This is a genomic window from Burkholderia sp. AU38729, from assembly GCF_020419725.1.
Taxonomy (GTDB): Bacteria; Pseudomonadota; Gammaproteobacteria; order Burkholderiales; family Burkholderiaceae; genus Burkholderia.
Genome location: NZ_JAIZQO010000009.1, coordinates 186,527 through 202,648 on the forward strand (window position 1 = coordinate 186,527; position 16,122 = coordinate 202,648).

A 16,122-nucleotide genomic window follows, 5' to 3' on the forward strand; every position below is an offset into this window, starting at 1 on the left:
TGGTCAGAACGGGATGCGGGCTTGCTGAAAGCGACACCTTGAATTGCGTCAAACGACAAGCGACATGTCGCGATGCTCAACCCAAGCCAAACACGCATCGAACACCGCCAGCCCCGCCCGAATCCACCGGCGAATGAATCCCAGCCACATCCCGCACCAGGCGCTCCGCGGCGCCCGAAAAAGAAAAAGCCCCGCAAGTCCGAGAACTTGCGGGGCTTTGTCACCGCTTTTGGCGGAGACGGAGGGATTCGAACCCTCGATCCAGGTTTTGGCCCAGATGCTCCCTTAGCAGGGGAGTGCCTTCGACCTCTCGGCCACGTCTCCCAAACTTTCGCTCGCACCAGGGAGGCAGTGCGACGAGAACGAAATAATATAGGGTTTCGAACCGCGCGTCAATTTCCGTGATGCATTTTCTTCAATGCATCACGAAAAATTCACGATGCCTGGTCGAGTTCGAATGCCTTGTGCAGCGCGCGGACGGCCAGCTCCATGTATTTCTCGTCGATCAGCACCGAAATCTTGATTTCGGACGTCGAGATCATCTGGATGTTGATGCCCTCTTCCGACAGCGTGCGGAACATCTTGCTCGCGACGCCCACGTGCGAACGCATGCCGACGCCGACGACCGACACCTTCGACACCTTCGGGTCGCCCTGCACGTGCTCGGCGCTCACGTGGCCCTTCACCTGATTGGTGAGGATGTCCATCGCCTTCTGGTAGTCGCCGCGGCCGACCGTGAACGTGAAGTCGGTCTTGCCCTGGACGCTCTGGTTCTGGATGATCATGTCGACGTCGACGTTCGCATCCGCGACCGGGCCGAGGATCTGATACGCGATGCCCGGCTTGTCGGGCACGCCCATCACAGCAATGCGTGCTTCGTCGCGCTGGAACGCGATGCCGGAAATGACTGCCTTTTCCATGGTCTCGTCTTCTTCAAAAGTAATCAGGGTGCCCGAGCGCATTTCTTCGTCGAGCGCAATCAGCGGATCGGTCAGGCTCGACAGCACACGCGTCTTCACCTGGTATTTGCCGGCGAATTCGACCGAGCGGATCTGCAGGACCTTCGAGCCGAGGCTGGCCATTTCCAGCATTTCCTCGAACGTCACGCGATCGAGGCGTCGCGCCTCTTCGACAACGCGCGGATCGGTCGTGTAGACGCCATCGACGTCCGTATAAATCAGGCACTCTTCGGCACCCAGCGCAGCCGCGACCGCCACCGCCGACGTATCCGAGCCGCCACGGCCCAGCGTCGTGATGTGGCCGTCCGGATCGACGCCCTGGAAGCCCGTGATGATCACGACCTTGCCTGCATTCAGATCGGCCTTCACGCGTTCGTCGTCGATCGAGTGAATGCGCGCCTTCGTGAACGCGCTGTCCGTCTTGATCGGCACTTGCCAGCCGGCGTAGCTCACGGCCTCGACGCCGATTTCCTGCAGCGCGATCGACAGCAGGCCGACGCTGACCTGCTCGCCGGTCGACGCGATCATGTCGAGCTCGCGCGGGCTCGGCTGGCTCGAAATCTCTTTCGCAAGACCGAGCAGACGGTTGGTTTCGCCGGACATCGCCGACGGCACGACCACCATCTGGTGCCCGGCCTGATGCCATTTTGCGACGCGTTTCGCGACGTTCTTGATGCGCTCGACCGAGCCCATCGAAGTGCCGCCGTATTTGTGTACGATGAGTGCCATTGTCGTTCTGAACTGGAGGAGAAACCGCACGGGCGCGCTGGGCAGGCCGCGTAGCCGTTCGGTCACGCGGCTTGTGGCTGTGGACGGACGACGAGGGGGACGGCTGGGACGCAACACGCAAGCGTGACGGATTTTGCCCGGAAGGCCGATCAGGCCGCGCAAACCGGGTACGTCACGCGGAAAACCTGCACAAATCGCTCAAAAATCGAGCCGAGCAAACGACCGAGCGTACCCGATAGAGGCCCGCTTGACAAGCCGCGCGCGGCGTCCGGGGCCGTTCCGGCGCTGTTTACCAAATGGTGAAAATGCGCGTGCCATCGCGCCGTCAGGCGGGCCGCCGCCGCTATGCGATCAGCAAGTCGGGACGCCACTCGATCCGGCGCCACGCGCCATCACCGGGCGCCCCGCCGCCGGACAAGCCGGCATCGCGATTCACGCCGAGGCGCGGCACGAAGATCAGCAAATCGCCAGCGAACAGCAGCGGCACGTCGCGCTGCCAGGCCGGCACGCCACGCTCCTGGAACAGGTTCTTCAGCGTACGGCCCGGGCCGCCCGGCGACGTGCGCATCCGCTCACCGCCCGCGCGGGCACGCGCCGCCAGCCGCGCGCCGCGCAGCAGCGCCTCCGGCACCGCGTCGGCGCTTCCCGCATCGGCCGGCGCGAATACGAACGTGCCGCGCCACCCCGGCAGGTGCCAGACGTCCTGCCCGTCCCACGCGAGCATCGCGTCCGGGTGCGGGCTCCCGGTGCCGTCATCGGCCGGTTCGCTGCTGTCGCCCGCTTCCCAGTAGACGACATCGCGATACAGGCGCAGGCATTGCCCCGCGTGATCGACGCGCAGCGCATGGGCGACATGCGTGGCACGCAACTGCCGCATCATGTTGGCGAGCCGGGCAGCCGACGCACCCGGCAAACCGAGCCGGCGCATCCAGAAGCGCAGCAGGTTCGCGCCGCGCGTGTCGTCGAACGCGACCAATGCGTCGCGCGACAGTGCCTGCCCGTCATCGCGCGCGGCAACGGCGAAGTCGAGTTCGGCCAGATCGTCGAGCAGTCGCTGCGCAGCCGCCGCATGCTGGGCCGCACGGCCGAGCGCGTCGCGAAAGCCCGGGAAATGCACGGCCAGCGCCGGCAGCACGTCGATGCGCAGCGCATTGCGCGCGTATCGCGTGTCGTTGTTCGATTCGTCGTCGATCCATGCCAGGTCGCGCTGCGTCGCATAGCGCTCGAGTTGCGCACGCAACAGTCGCAGCAGCGGGCGCACCCGCTCGACGCTCACGCCGTCAGGGCGGTAACGCGGCGCCATGGCGGCAAGCCCCGCGATCCCCGCGCCGCGCAACAACTGCAGCAACACCGTCTCGGCCTGGTCGTCCGCATGCTGCGCGAGCCACAGCGCGGCCGCGCCGTGGCGTTCGCACATCTCGTCGAGCGCCGCGTAGCGCCGCTCGCGCGCCGTTGCCTCGACACCGAGGCCGCTGTCGCGCGGCACGTCGACGCGCATCGATTCGAACGCGACACCGAGCCCTGCGGCGCTTGCCTCGGCATGCGCCACCCACGCGTCGGCATTCGCACTGAGCCCGTGATGCACGTGCAGCGCGACACAGCGCGACGCGCCCGCGACGCGCACGGCCGCATCGAGCAGCACCGTCGAGTCGAGGCCGCCGCTATACGCGATTGCGATGCGTGCATCGGGCGGCATGCCGGAAAGCGCAACGCCGACCGCGTCGAGAACGACGCGATCGGCGGAGAATTCGGTGGGCGGAATCACGAGGGGAACGCGCGCGCAGCGGCGCGCGATTGAAGGACGCAGCCGGTCATGCGCCCGGCGTGGTTTCCTTGAACTTGCCGTAGGCCAACAGGCGCTCGAAGCGACGCTCGCGCAGCGCATCGATGCTCATCCCCTGGAACTGGCGCAGCGAATCGGCCAGTGCACGGCGCAGCAGCGCAGCCATGCCCTTCGGGTCGCGATGCGCGCCGCCGAGCGGCTCGTTGATGATCTTGTCGATCAGGCCGAGCGCCTTCAGGCGGTGCGCGGTCAGACCCAGCGCTTCGGCTGCTTCCGGCGCCTTCGCGGCGCTCTTCCACAGGATCGACGCGCAGCCTTCCGGCGAGATCACCGAGTAGGTCGAGAATTGCAGCATCATCACCGTGTCGGCCACCGCGATCGCGAGCGCGCCGCCCGAACCGCCCTCGCCGATCACCGTCGTGATGATCGGCGTCTTCAGCTCGGCCATCACGTAAAGGTTGCGGCCGATCGCCTCCGACTGGCCGCGCTCTTCCGCGCCGATGCCCGGGTATGCGCCCGGCGTGTCGACGAACGTGAAGATCGGCAGACCGAACTTCTCGGCGAGACGCATCAGGCGTTCGGCCTTGCGATAGCCTTCCGGACGCGGCATCCCGAAGTTGCGCGCGGCGCGCTCCTTCGTGTCACGGCCCTTCTGGTGACCGATCACCATGCACGGATGGCCGCCGAAGCGCGCGAGCCCGCCGACGATCGACACGTCGTCCGCGAATGCGCGGTCGCCGTGCAGCTCGTGAAAATCGGTAAACAGTTCCGCAACGTAATCGAGCGTGTACGGACGCTGCGGATGCCGCGCGATCTGCGAGACCTGCCACGGCGACAGGTTCGCGTAGAGGTCTTTCGTCAGTTGCTGGCTTTTCTTCGACAACCGCTCGATTTCTTCCGAAATGTCGACAGCCGAGTCGTCCTGCACGAATCGCAGCTCTTCGATCTTGGCCTCGAGTTCGGCGATCGGCTGTTCGAAATCCAGAAACGTGGTCTTCATGTGTTCGAATCCTTGGGTCTTGCGGCAGCGCGTATTCTACCCGCGCGGGCGACGCTCAAAACCGGCTCTCAACTATTGATGTTTAAAACCCGATAGCCGCCACTCAGGCGTCGGCGTCGGGCGCATCGAGGCTGCGCCACATATACCAGGTCGCGACGGTGCGCCACGGTTCCCAGTTGGCGGCAACCTCGCGCGCCTCGCTGCGCGTGACGGGTTCCCCGCTGAAGTAATTGACGCTGATCGCGCGGATCAGGCCCGGGTCGTCGAGCGGCAGGACGTCCGGCCGCGACAGGTTGAAGATCAGGAACATCTCGGCCGTCCAGCGGCTGATGCCGCGGATCTGCGTGAGTTCCGCGATCACGTCCTCGTCGTCCATCGACGTCCATTTGTCGACATGCAGCGCGCCCGACACGAAATGCTGCGCGAGATCGAGGATGTATTCCGTCTTGCGCTTCGACAGCCCGCACGCGATCAGCTTGTCCGCGCCGAGCCGGATCACCGGCTGCGGCGCGAGTTTCGGACAGGCATCCCCGATGCGCGCCCACAGCGACTGCGCGGACGGCACCGAAATCTGCTGGCCGACGACCGAGCGCGCGAGCGTGACGAACGGGTCGCCGCGCTTCACGAGGTGTGCGGGACCGAACTTCGGAATCAGTTTCTTCAGGATCCGGTCGCGCTTGACGAGGTCGGCGCATGCCTTGTCCCAGTAAGCAGGACGCACGACCACCTCCTCGCCGTCCGCTTCGGACGCACGGGCCTTGCGGGCCGCGTCGGCGGCCGGCGGTACCGCCGCCGGCTGCGCGTGACCGTTGAGCGCGCCGTTCGGCACGGCGCGCGTCGCGTCCGTCTTCGCCGGCGGCACGCGCTTGGCTGCCGGACGCGCGGCGACCGGGGTCGCGCGCCTGACCGGCGCTTTTCTGGCCGTTGCCATCTTGCCTCCTACCTGACGGATCGGTCAGTGGAACGCACCGCGCTCATACGCGACGCCATTCGGTCGATCCGCCCGGTTTGTCTTCAAGTGCGATACCGGTCTCGAGCAGTTCCGCCCGGATCCGGTCCGCTTCGGCATAGTCCTTCGCTTGCTTCGCCGCGACACGCGCGGCGATCTTCGCTTCGATCTCGTCGGCGGCGAGCCCGCCCGCCTGCGCGGCGCCGGACGCCTGCTGCAGGAACGCGCGCGGCTCGCGGCCCAGCAGGCCGAGCAGGCCCGCCAGCTGTTTCAGTTGCCGCGCGAGCGATGCGTCGCCCGTGCGATTCACCTCGCCCGCCAGCTCGAACAGCGTCGCCACCGCGACCGGCGTGTTGAAGTCGTCGTTCATCGCGGCGGCGAATCGCTGCGCGTGCGGCTCGTTCCAGTCGAGCGCGAGCGTGTCGGCTTCAACATCTTTCAGCGCGGTATAGAGACGCGTGAGCGACGCGCGCGCATCGTCGAGATGCACGTCGCTGTAATTGAGCGGCGAACGGTAGTGCGTGCGCACGATGAAGAAGCGCATGACTTCCGCATCGTAGCGTTCGAGCACTTCGCGGATCGTGAAGAAGTTGCCGAGCGATTTCGACATCTTCTCGTTGTCGACCTGCACGAAGCCGTTGTGCATCCAGTAATTGACGAACGTCTGGCCGGTCGCGCCTTCGCTCTGCGCGATCTCGTTCTCGTGGTGCGGGAATTGCAGATCCTGCCCGCCACCGTGGATGTCGAAATGCTCGCCGAGCAGCGTGCAGCCCATCGCCGAGCACTCGATGTGCCAGCCCGGGCGCCCCATCCCGTACTTCGACGCCCACGACGTGCCTTCCGGATCTTCCGGCTTCGCGCGTTTCCACAGCACGAAATCGAGCGGATCCTCCTTCGCGTCGTTCGCGGCGACGCGCTCGCCCGCGCGCAGGTCGTCGAGCGACTTGCCCGACAGCTTCCCGTAGTTCGCGAACTTGCGCACCGAGTAATTGACGTCGCCGTCGGTCGCCTGGTACGCGTAGCCGTTCGTCTCGAGCGTCTCGATCATGCCGAGCATCTGCGGGATGAACTCGGTCGCGCGCGGCTCGATGTCGGGCCGCTGGATACCGAGCGCGCTTTCATCGTCGTGCATCGCGCCGATGAACCGGTCGGTCAGCGACTTGATCGTCTCGCCGTTCTCGACCGCGCGGCGGATGATCTTGTCGTCGATGTCGGTAATGTTGCGCACATACGTGACCCGGTAACCGATCGCACGCAACCAGCGCTGGACGAGGTCGAACACGACCAGCATGCGCGCGTGGCCCACGTGACAATAGTCGTATACGGTGATTCCGCATACGTACATCCGCACTTCGCCAGCCTGGCGCGGCACGAAGACTTGCTTGTCACGCGCGAGCGTGTTGTAGATGCGCAGTGATTCCATAGAGATGAACCGTGAGCCGAAGGAAACCGCCCTGGCGAAGCTCGCCCAGCATGCGAAACGGACGGACCATCTGCTGCGGCACCAGGCCGAGCGTCCTCGATATCACATGGGGCGGTCAGGCTGCAAGCACAGCGGTGACGGCCACGAGAGGCAAAGAAAGACTGTCTGACGCTCGCCGGAACGCGCAGACGTTTTGTTAGAATGGCTCGGAGTATAACATTCCGATTTACGCCTATGAAACCTCATCGCGGCCGCGCGCAGAGCGCTGCGACCCTCGTTGCGACCACCGTCATGGGCGTCGCGCTGACGCTTTTCGCGGCTCCCGCGGCGCATGCGCAGAAGGCCCCGGCCACCGCCGACGGCACGCCCGAAATCGACGCGTCGATCGCCGGCAAGCAGTGGAAGCAGGCGCTCGCGCAGCTCGACGCGCGCATCGCATCGAATCCGCACGACGTGCAGGCGCAGTTCAAGCGCGGCACCGTGCTGGCCCGCCTGAACCGCGATGACGACGCGATCCAGCAGTTCGTCGCGATCACGCAGGCGTACCCCGAACTGCCCGAGCCGTACAACAACCTTGCGGCGCTTTACGCGAAGCATGGCCGCTACGACGAAGCGCGCACCGCGCTCGTCACGGCGACGCAATCGAACCCGGGCTACTCGCTCGCGTACGAGAACCTCGGCGATCTCTACCTGCGCCTCGCGGCCGAGTCGTACAAGCGCGCGCAATCGCTCGGCCGCACGAGCGGCGCGACCGCGCAGCGCCTTGCCGATCTCCAGAAGATCGTGTCGCCGCCGAAGGCCGCGCCGAATGCCCGCGCAGCCGCACCGGCCACGCGCGACTACTCCGACCGCGCTGCCGCGAACGTGAGCACCACCACGCTGCCGATGTCGCCGACGTTCCAGTTCAGCGGTCCGTCAGGCGCACTGGCGGCGCCGTACGTCGCGCCGTCGAAATAAGCGGCGCGGCCTTCTTTCCCTCCCAACCTGAGGATCGCAATGAAACGTCTGTTGCTGGCGCTTGGCGGCGCCGCCCTTCTCGCGACCGCGACCGCACCTGCGTTCGCGCAATCGGCTACCGCGCACCCCGTCGTGCAGCTGAAGACCTCGCAGGGCGACATCCGCGTCGAGCTCTACCCGGAGAAGGCGCCGAAGTCCGTCGCCAACTTCCTCGATTACGTGAAGGCCGGCCAGTACAACGGCACGATCTTCCATCGCGTGATCAAGGGCTTCATGATCCAGGGCGGCGGCTACAAGACCAACTTCGAGGAGAAGCCGACCCGCGCGCCGATCCCGCTGGAGAGCCGCAATGGTCTGAAGAACCTGACGGGCACGATCGCGATGGCACGCACGAGCGATCCGAACTCGGCCACCGCGCAGTTCTTCATCAACACGGTCGACAACAGCGGCCTCGACTACCCGAACCCGGACGGCAACGGCTACGCGGTGTTCGGCAAGGTCGTGTCGGGTCTCGACGTCGTGAAGAAGATCGAAGGCGTCGCGACGACCTCGCGCGGCCCGATGCAGGACGTGCCCGCGCAACCGATCGTGATCGAATCGGCCAGCATCGTCTCGAAGTAAGAACCTGCCGGCACGTCCGGCGCCTCACGCGGCCGCGTCGCACGACCGGCCGCGTGCCATTTAAACCGCCTCACCGAAGGAATTCATCATGGTTGAACTGCATACGAACCACGGCGTGATCAAGCTCGAGCTCGACGCCGCGAAGGCACCGAAGACGGTCGAGAACTTCCTGAACTACGTGAAGAAGGGCCACTACGACGGCACCGTGTTCCATCGCGTGATCAACGGCTTCATGATCCAGGGCGGCGGCTTCGAGCCGGGCCTGAAGCAGAAGCCGACCGACGCGCCGATCGACAACGAGGCGAACAACGGCCTGAAGAACGACAACTACACGGTCGCGATGGCGCGCACCAACGATCCGCACTCGGCGACCGCCCAGTTCTTCATCAACGTGAACGACAACGACTTCCTGAACCACTCGTCGCCGACGCCGCAAGGCTGGGGCTACGCGGTGTTCGGCAAGGTCGTCGAAGGCCAGGACGTGGTCGACAAGATCAAGGGCGTCAAGACGGGCAACGCTGGTTTCCACCAGGACGTGCCGACTGACGACGTCGTGATCGAGAAGGCCGTCGTGGTCTGACGCGCAGTTACGGAGGCACTTCGATGTTGCAGGAGAGTCCGCCGCGAAGCGTCTCCGCGGGCGTGCCGGGCGAGCGCGAATACGCGCAAGCCGCACGCCCGTTCCTGTTTCTCTCCGATCTGCACCTGAGCGAAGCGATTCCGAAGACGGTCGCCGCGTTCGAGCATTTCGTGAAATACACCGCCGACAGCGCCGACTCGGTGTTCATCCTCGGCGACCTGTTCGAGTACTGGATCGGCGACGACATCCTCGACGACGATCCGTTCGCAGCCCGCATGGCCGCGCTGATGCACACGTTCTCGGAGCGCGGCATTGCGCTCTACGTGATGCACGGCAACCGCGATTTCCTGCTCGGCCGGCGCTTCATGAAGGCAGCCGGCGCGATGCTGCTGCCCGATCCTTCGCTGATCATGGCGTTCGGCCAGCGCATCGTGCTCGCACATGGCGACGCGCAATGCACGGCCGACCGCGGCTACCAGGTATTCCGTCGCTTAGCCCGCAACCGCGCTGCGCAATGGCTGTTTCTCGCCTGGCCGTTCCGTTGGCGCCGTGCGCTCGCGCAGCGCATGCGCTCGAACAGCGAAGCGGGCCGGATGCGCCCTGCTTCGGCGATCTACGATGTCACGCGTGAAGGCGTGGCCGCGCTGTTCCGGAAAAGCCGCGCAAGCGTGATCATTCACGGCCATACGCACCGCCCCGCCCGGCACATGGAACCGGCTGGCATCCGCTGGGTGTTGCCCGACTGGGATCTCGACCACGGCAAGCCGCGCGGCGGCTACCTGCGCGTCGACGCGGAAGGCATCCACGCGATGCCGCTCGACTGACACCGCTGCTGCCGTCGCACCCACCGGCAGCAGCGGGCATCCATTGAATTACGCCTGACGCTCGACCGACTTCCCTTCCAGCACGGCCGACAGCCGGCGCAGATCGAGGCGCGCCGCGTCGGCGCCCTGCAGTGTTTCCAGATGCGTGCCGAGCCGCTCGAGCGCCGCGACGATCTCGTCGACGCGGCGGCTTTCCTTCGCCGCGTGATCGATCAGCCCGTGAATCGCGAGTGACATCGGATCGTCGGCATTCGGCGTGATCCCGTATGCGCAGAACGCCGCGCGCTCGGGCTGCGGCTTCGGCTGCGCCGGCATCACGACGCGCGCCGGATTGCCGACCGCCGTGCCGCCAGCCGGCACCGGCTTCACGACGACCGCGTTCGAACCGATCTTCGCCCCCGCGCCGACCGTGAAGCCGCCGAGCACCTTCGCGCCCGCGCCGACGATCACGCCGGCCTCGAGCGTCGGGTGGCGCTTGGCGCCGCGCGTGAGCGACGTGCCGCCCAGCGTCACGCCCTGGTAGATCGTGCAGTCGTCGCCGACGATCGCCGTCTCGCCGATCACGACGCCCATCCCGTGATCGATGAACACGCGCCGGCCAATCGTCGCGCCGGGGTGAATCTCGATCCCCGTCAGGAACCGGCCGGCCTGCGACGCGAAACGCGCGAGCCAGTAGCGCTTCGCGCGCCAGCATGCGTGTGCGAAACGATGCAGCACGAGCGCATGCAACCCCGGATAACAGGTCAGCACTTCCCATGCACTGCGAGCGGCGGGATCCCGCTCGCGAATCGTTGCAACGTCTTCGCGCAGTCTCGTGAACATGATGTGGTCTGGGAAAAGGCCGGCGCGCATCGCCGGCAACGACCGGCCGTTATCGCGCCGGGTAATTTGCTTATGACGTTCGGCGATTGTAGGGCGAGTCACGAACGGCCGCACGCGCTCGCCAGTTCCCCCCTCCGCCGGCGCGGGTATTCCGGCGGAACGCTTGCTGTTACTGGGTTTGGGGGGTGGTCGGCCAATTGGCGTGCTCGGCCCCTTTCGGCAACCGACCCGGCACCTGCCGACGGGTGGTTGCCCCGCGCGCCGAGACATCCGCCCCCCCCCGTGCGCCGACCGCTTACGCGTCGCCGTCGGGCTTGCCCGATTTCAGCAGGATGTGCTTCGCGACGCCGCGCAGGATGTTGACCTCCTCACGCTCGAGGCCCGTGCGCGCGAACAGGCGCCGCAGCCGCGGCATCAGCTTCTTCGGGTTGCGCGGATCGAGGAAATCGAGCGCGATCAGCGCGTTCTCGAGGTGCACGTACATCCGCTCGATCTCGTCGCTCTGCGCAAGCGTGCCGGCTTCGGCCGACGGTTGCGCCGACGGCTCGCTCGCCTGCTCGAGAAACGCGACACGCAGCTCGTACGCAAGCACCTGCACGGCCTGTGCAAGATTCAGCGAACTGTAGGCCGGGTTCGCCGGGATGTGCGCCAGCGCGCTGCACTGCTCGACATGCTCGTTCGCGAGGCCCGTGCGCTCGTTGCCGAACACGAGCGCGATGTCGCCCGTGCCGACCTGCGCGCACGCCTGCGCGGCGGCGGCACGCGGCGCCAGGCGCGGCGGCCCGTATTCGCGCGTGCGCGCAGTCAGCGCGATCGACCAGTGAACACCGGACAGCGCGTCGCCGAGCGTCGGCACGACATGCGCGGACGCGAGGACGTCGTCCGCGCCGCTGGCCATCGCGATCGCCTCGGGATCGCTCTGCACGTGCGGCATGCGGGGCGCGACCAGCACGAGACGCGAGAAGCCCATCGTCTTCAGCGCGCGGGCGGCCGCCCCGACATTGCCGGGATGGCTCGGCTCGACGAGCACGAAACGGGTGGACGTGAAGCCGCCGGACGGCGGCTGGGACGAGGCCGCGCCCGGCTCGGACGGCGCGGCGGTGATCTGCGGGGTTTCCACTACGATACGACTCGGTTCATCAGAATGGCCGTATGGTATCGCCATCGCCACGGCAAACCCACTCGTCCGGACGGATAGTGGGGGTTTCCCCGTACGCCGGTCGCCTGAAACCGCCAAAAATCGGGTAAAATCATGCCTTTACGCGCCGCACTCCGTGCGACGCGGGTCGTACCCCGTTCTTTGTCAATTCGCGTCTCATCTCGCCTGCCACGCTTGCGCCGTGCCGGGCGGTTGTTCCACTTCGTGGCGGCCCGTGCCGCCAGCTACAGGATCCAGGCTCATGCATCCCATGCTCAACATTGCTGTCAAGGCTGCGCGCCGCGCCGGACAGATCATCAATCGCGCGTCCCTCGATCTCGACCTGATCGAGATCCGCAAGAAGCAGCAGAACGACTTCGTCACCGAAGTGGACAAGGCCGCCGAAGACGCGATCATCGAGACGCTGAAGACCGCCTACCCCGATCACGCGATCCTCGCGGAAGAATCGGGCGAGTCGGAGAACGAATCCGAATTCAAGTGGATCATCGATCCGCTCGACGGCACGACCAACTTCATCCACGGTTTCCCGTACTACTGCGTATCGATCGCGCTCGAGCACAAGGGCGTCGTCACGCAGGCTGTCGTCTACGACCCGAACAAGAACGACCTGTTCACGGCCACCCGCGGCCGCGGCGCGTACCTGAACGACCGCCGCATCCGCGTCGGCCGCCGCGACCGCCTGTCGGACGCGCTGGTCGGCACGGGCTTCCCGTTCCGCGAAAAGGACGGCCTCGATGCCTACGCGCGCCTCTTCACCGAAATGACGCAGGCCTGCACGGGCCTGCGCCGTCCGGGCGCGGCCGCACTCGATCTCGCGAACGTCGCGGCCGGCCGCCTCGACGCGTTCTTCGAACAGGGCATCAACGTGTGGGACATGGCAGCGGGCAGCCTGCTGATCACCGAGGCCGGCGGCCTCGTCGGCAACTACACGGGCGACGCCGATTTCCTGCATCGCCATGAAATCGTCGCCGCGAATCCGAAGATCTACGCGCAGATGATCCCGATCCTGAAGGGTTACACGCACGTGCGTCCGGCGGCGGAGTAAGCCCCGGCCGCGCCTGCACGGCGCGGCTTTCGCGCTTTCCGCTCGCGGGCATCGTCATGACGGCGCGCCATTCGCCTCCCGGTTGCCGGGAGGCGGGACAATCTTCCCGCACAAGGGTCGCTTCGTGCGCCTATCCTGAAGTTGCCTGAGTTGTACGGGCCGTTCAGCGTACTGCCGCTTGCACGGCCTTCCCGCAATGACAATGATGGGTTTGCGTCCGGCATGCCCGCACGGCGGACAACACCGCCGGCCAGCCGGCCCCCGACCGTATCAACACCGCCACGACGCCGTGGCAATCGCATCCGAGTTCCCATGTTACGGCTAAGCGAAATTAAACTCCCCCTCGACCACCCCGAGAGCGCGCTCGAGGCCGCGATTCGCGCGCGCCTCGCGGAGCTTGGCGTGGCCGCGGACGGGCTCCTCCGTTACACCGTGTTCCGCCGTGCGCACGATGCGCGCAAGCGCGCCGACATCAAGCTCACGTATATCGTCGATGTCGAAGTCACGGACGAAGCAGCCGCGATCAAGCGCCTCGCCGGCAAGCCGCATTGCGGCGTGACGCCCGACATGGCGTACCACTTCGTCACGAAGGCGCCCGAGCACGGCAATTTCCTGCGCCCGGTCGTGATCGGCATGGGGCCGTGCGGCCTGTTCGCGGGGCTGATCCTCGCGCAGATGGGTTTCCGCCCGATCATCCTCGAACGCGGCAAGGCCGTGCGCGAGCGCACCAAGGACACCTTCGGCCTGTGGCGCAAGAGCGTGCTCAACCCCGAGTCCAACGTGCAGTTCGGCGAAGGCGGGGCCGGGACGTTCTCCGACGGCAAGCTGTACAGCCAGATCAAGGATCCGAACCACTATGGCCGCAAGGTGCTGGACGAGTTCGTCAAGGCCGGTGCGCCGGACGACATCCTGTATCTGAGCCGGCCGCACATCGGCACGTTCCGCCTCGTCAGCATGGTGGAAAAGATGCGCGCGTCCATCCACGAACTGGGTGGTGAAGTGCGTTTCGAAACGCGAGTCGACGATATCGAGATCGATCAGGGCAAGGTGCGCTCGCTGAAGCTCTCGAACGGCGAAACGCTGCGGTGCGATCACGTGGTGCTGGCCGTGGGCCACAGCGCGCGCGACACCTTCCAGATGCTGCACGATCGCGGCGTCTATATCGAAGCCAAGCCGTTCTCGCTCGGCTTCCGTATCGAACATCCGCAGGGGCTGATCGATCGCAGCCGCTTCGGCAAGTTCGCGGGCCACAAGCAGCTCGGCGCGGCCGACTACAAGGTGGTCCACCACTGCAGCAATGGCCGCGCGGTCTACAGCTTCTGCATGTGCCCGGGCGGCACGGTGGTCGCGGCGACCTCCGAGCCGGGCCGCGTGGTCACCAACGGCATGAGCCAGTATTCGCGGGCCGAGCGCAACGCGAATGCGGGCATCGTCGTCGGCATCACGCCGGACGACTATCCCGGCGGCCCGCTGGCGGGTATCGCGTTCCAGCGCAAATGGGAAGAGCGCGCGTTCGAACTCGGCGGCGGCGATTACCGTGCGCCGGGGCAGCTAGTCGGCGATTTCATCGCCGGCCGGCCGTCGACGTCGCTCGGCTCCGTGGAGCCGTCGTACAAGCCGGGCGTGAACCCGACCGATCTCAGCACCGCGCTGCCGGACTACGTGATCGAAGCGATCCGCGAAGCCCTCCCCGAGATCGACAAGAAGATCGCCGGCTTCGCGATGCACGATGCGGTGCTCACCGGTGTCGAGACGCGCACTTCGTCGCCGATCCGGATTCGACGCAAGGACGATTACCAGAGCATGAACGTCGAGGGGCTGTATCCGGCGGGTGAAGGCGCGGGGTATGCGGGTGGCATCTATTCGGCGGCCATCGACGGGATCGAAGTCGCGCAGGCGGTGGCGCTCAGCATGACGTCGGGGCAAGCGGCCTGATGCACGAAACGAGTCGACGCGCGAAGGTTCTCGACCTGAGCGGCGCCGACTTTCGCATGGCCGGCCGGAAGCGCGGTCGGACAGCGGCGTGAGAACGACCGGCGCCGGTCGCGCAATCTCCGGCAACCTGGCCGAATGGCGAACTTCGCACGTGCATGCCAAAGCCACTGGTAAACTCGGGCAACCAAAGCAACAACTTCACGCCTGACTTATGACCACGCTGTCGCCCGACGCCTTCGCCGGCCATACTCCGATGATGCAGCAGTACCTGCGCCTTATCTGACAAGGCTCTGCGTACAAACCTACGCCAAGACCTACGCTCGCCCTTTTGAGAATCGTCCGCTTCCGACCCGAAGCGGCCGGCCACATCTCTCCAAAGCAGACATTCAGGAGCTTATCGTGAATGCAGACACTGGTATCCATCCGCTGGAATGCTCTGGATCGGTACTTATGATTTAACGCGTGACTGCGATTGCCCAAGTCGGGGTTCTTTGCCAGACAGGAGCCGCTGAATATTTGCTTTGTGACGCAAAATCAAATAGGTTGCCCCTGCAATCGCCATCAGCAAATAGGCGGCTGGCTGATGAAAGATTACCATGAGTACGATCGCCGCCACTGCCGCTGAAATTGAACTCAGCGATACGATCCGCGACACCGCCAAAACGATACCAAAGCTGATTGCAACGCCTACCCCTACCTGCCAAGACATTGCCAGCAGTACGCCCAACCCCGTTGCTGCAGATTTGCCGCCCGTAAACTGAATCCAAATCGATCGGCCGTGTCCCAGCATCGCTATCAGCGCCGCGACCGTGATTATCCACGGGAGCCAGACACCCAAATCAACAGAGGCTGGTGCCGCGACTATCAACGCAGGCTGTGAATAGAGCCAGCGGGCAAAGGCAACAGCCGCAACGCCCTTCAGCACATCGATTAGCAGCACCACCAAAGCCGGGAGCTTGCCCAACGTCCGCAGGACATTCGTTGCTCCGGTAGACTTGGAGCCATGGTCTCGGATATCAATCCCTCTTAGCAGCTTTCCCAGCCAATAACCCGTCGGAATTGAGCCGCACAGATAGGCGATCACCCCAATCAAGGCGCTGTAACCAATCAAAGCTGCCATGTAGAACTCCTCTCTGCCGAAATCGAACCTGAGTTACCTCAAACGCATGGGTCAATCGTACGATCGCCGTCGCTTCAGATGACCAGATTGTCGCCGATCTACAGGCATTGATCCAATGACCGGTTGTGGCCGGCAACCGCCGGACGTGATCTCCAGCAACTGGCCGAACGGCGAACTTCGAGCGGTCGCCGCGCCGGTCGCGGCCAGCATGCAGGT

Annotated in this window: 14 protein-coding genes and 1 tRNA gene; 6 read left to right on the forward strand and 9 right to left on the reverse strand. The window is 65.5% G+C overall.

The window, feature by feature from the left end:
* Positions 1–230 precede the first annotated feature (230 nt).
* The 6 genes from LGM56_RS23955 to cysS form a co-directional block, all read right to left on the reverse strand.
* A tRNA-Ser gene (locus tag LGM56_RS23955) sits at positions 231–324 on the reverse strand.
* Positions 325–434: 110 nt separating this feature from the next.
* A complete protein-coding gene (locus LGM56_RS23960) occupies positions 435–1,688 on the reverse strand; it encodes an aspartate kinase (RefSeq protein ID WP_039364692.1) in 1,254 nt (417 codons plus the stop codon).
* Positions 1,689–2,031: 343 nt separating this feature from the next.
* On the reverse strand, positions 2,032–3,453 hold the full coding sequence (tilS, locus tag LGM56_RS23965; RefSeq protein WP_226206927.1) for a tRNA lysidine(34) synthetase TilS: 1,422 nt from the start codon (positions 3,451–3,453) through the stop codon (positions 2,032–2,034).
* Between the two features lie 46 nt (positions 3,454–3,499).
* Positions 3,500–4,471, reverse strand: coding sequence for an acetyl-CoA carboxylase carboxyltransferase subunit alpha (locus LGM56_RS23970; protein WP_226206928.1), 972 nt, complete (start codon positions 4,469–4,471; stop codon positions 3,500–3,502).
* Positions 4,472–4,574: 103 nt separating this feature from the next.
* Positions 4,575–5,402: a DNA-3-methyladenine glycosylase family protein gene (locus LGM56_RS23975; protein WP_089425730.1), complete on the reverse strand. Its 828-nt coding sequence runs from the start codon at positions 5,400–5,402 to the stop codon at positions 4,575–4,577.
* Positions 5,403–5,445: 43 nt separating this feature from the next.
* Positions 5,446–6,843, reverse strand: coding sequence for a cysteine--tRNA ligase (gene cysS, locus LGM56_RS23980; RefSeq protein ID WP_069248324.1), 1,398 nt, complete (start codon positions 6,841–6,843; stop codon positions 5,446–5,448).
* A 234-nt stretch (positions 6,844–7,077) separates the two neighbouring features.
* Between cysS and LGM56_RS23985 the strand changes: the two genes are divergently transcribed.
* From LGM56_RS23985 to LGM56_RS24000, 4 genes are all read left to right on the forward strand, one after another.
* The gene (locus LGM56_RS23985; protein ID WP_179254818.1) at positions 7,078–7,800 is read left to right on the forward strand and encodes a tetratricopeptide repeat protein; all 723 of its coding nucleotides are present in this window, start codon (positions 7,078–7,080) and stop codon (positions 7,798–7,800) included.
* Between the two features lie 39 nt (positions 7,801–7,839).
* Positions 7,840–8,421: a peptidylprolyl isomerase gene (locus tag LGM56_RS23990; protein WP_011352517.1), complete on the forward strand. Its 582-nt coding sequence runs from the start codon at positions 7,840–7,842 to the stop codon at positions 8,419–8,421.
* An 88-nt stretch (positions 8,422–8,509) separates the two neighbouring features.
* On the forward strand, positions 8,510–9,001 hold the full coding sequence (locus tag LGM56_RS23995; protein WP_006478428.1) for a peptidylprolyl isomerase: 492 nt from the start codon (positions 8,510–8,512) through the stop codon (positions 8,999–9,001).
* Between the two features lie 23 nt (positions 9,002–9,024).
* Positions 9,025–9,825 carry a UDP-2,3-diacylglucosamine diphosphatase gene (locus LGM56_RS24000; protein ID WP_226206929.1) on the forward strand — a complete coding sequence of 267 codons (801 nt, stop codon included), beginning with the start codon at positions 9,025–9,027 and terminating at the stop codon, positions 9,823–9,825.
* A gap of 48 nt (positions 9,826–9,873) precedes the next feature.
* On the opposite strand, the gene cysE is transcribed toward LGM56_RS24000, so the two are convergent.
* Positions 9,874–10,677, reverse strand: coding sequence for a serine O-acetyltransferase (gene cysE, locus LGM56_RS24005; RefSeq protein ID WP_089425733.1), 804 nt, complete (start codon positions 10,675–10,677; stop codon positions 9,874–9,876).
* 265 nt (positions 10,678–10,942) lie between these two features.
* Positions 10,943–11,767: an RNA methyltransferase gene (locus LGM56_RS24010; protein ID WP_226206930.1), complete on the reverse strand. Its 825-nt coding sequence runs from the start codon at positions 11,765–11,767 to the stop codon at positions 10,943–10,945.
* A 280-nt stretch (positions 11,768–12,047) separates the two neighbouring features.
* On the opposite strand from LGM56_RS24010, the gene LGM56_RS24015 reads away from it, so the two are divergent.
* Together LGM56_RS24015 and LGM56_RS24020 are read left to right on the forward strand one after the other, a co-directional pair.
* Positions 12,048–12,851 (forward strand): inositol monophosphatase family protein, encoded by an 804-nt coding sequence (locus LGM56_RS24015; protein ID WP_226206931.1) that lies wholly within the window; start codon positions 12,048–12,050, stop codon positions 12,849–12,851.
* Positions 12,852–13,163: 312 nt separating this feature from the next.
* Positions 13,164–14,786 carry an NAD(P)/FAD-dependent oxidoreductase gene (locus LGM56_RS24020; protein ID WP_226206932.1) on the forward strand — a complete coding sequence of 541 codons (1,623 nt, stop codon included), beginning with the start codon at positions 13,164–13,166 and terminating at the stop codon, positions 14,784–14,786.
* A 448-nt stretch (positions 14,787–15,234) separates the two neighbouring features.
* On the opposite strand, the gene plsY is transcribed toward LGM56_RS24020, so the two are convergent.
* Complete coding sequence (gene plsY, locus LGM56_RS24025) at positions 15,235–15,906, reverse strand: glycerol-3-phosphate 1-O-acyltransferase PlsY (protein WP_226206933.1); 672 nt, start codon at positions 15,904–15,906, stop codon at positions 15,235–15,237.
* Between the last annotated feature and the right edge of the window lie 216 nt (positions 15,907–16,122).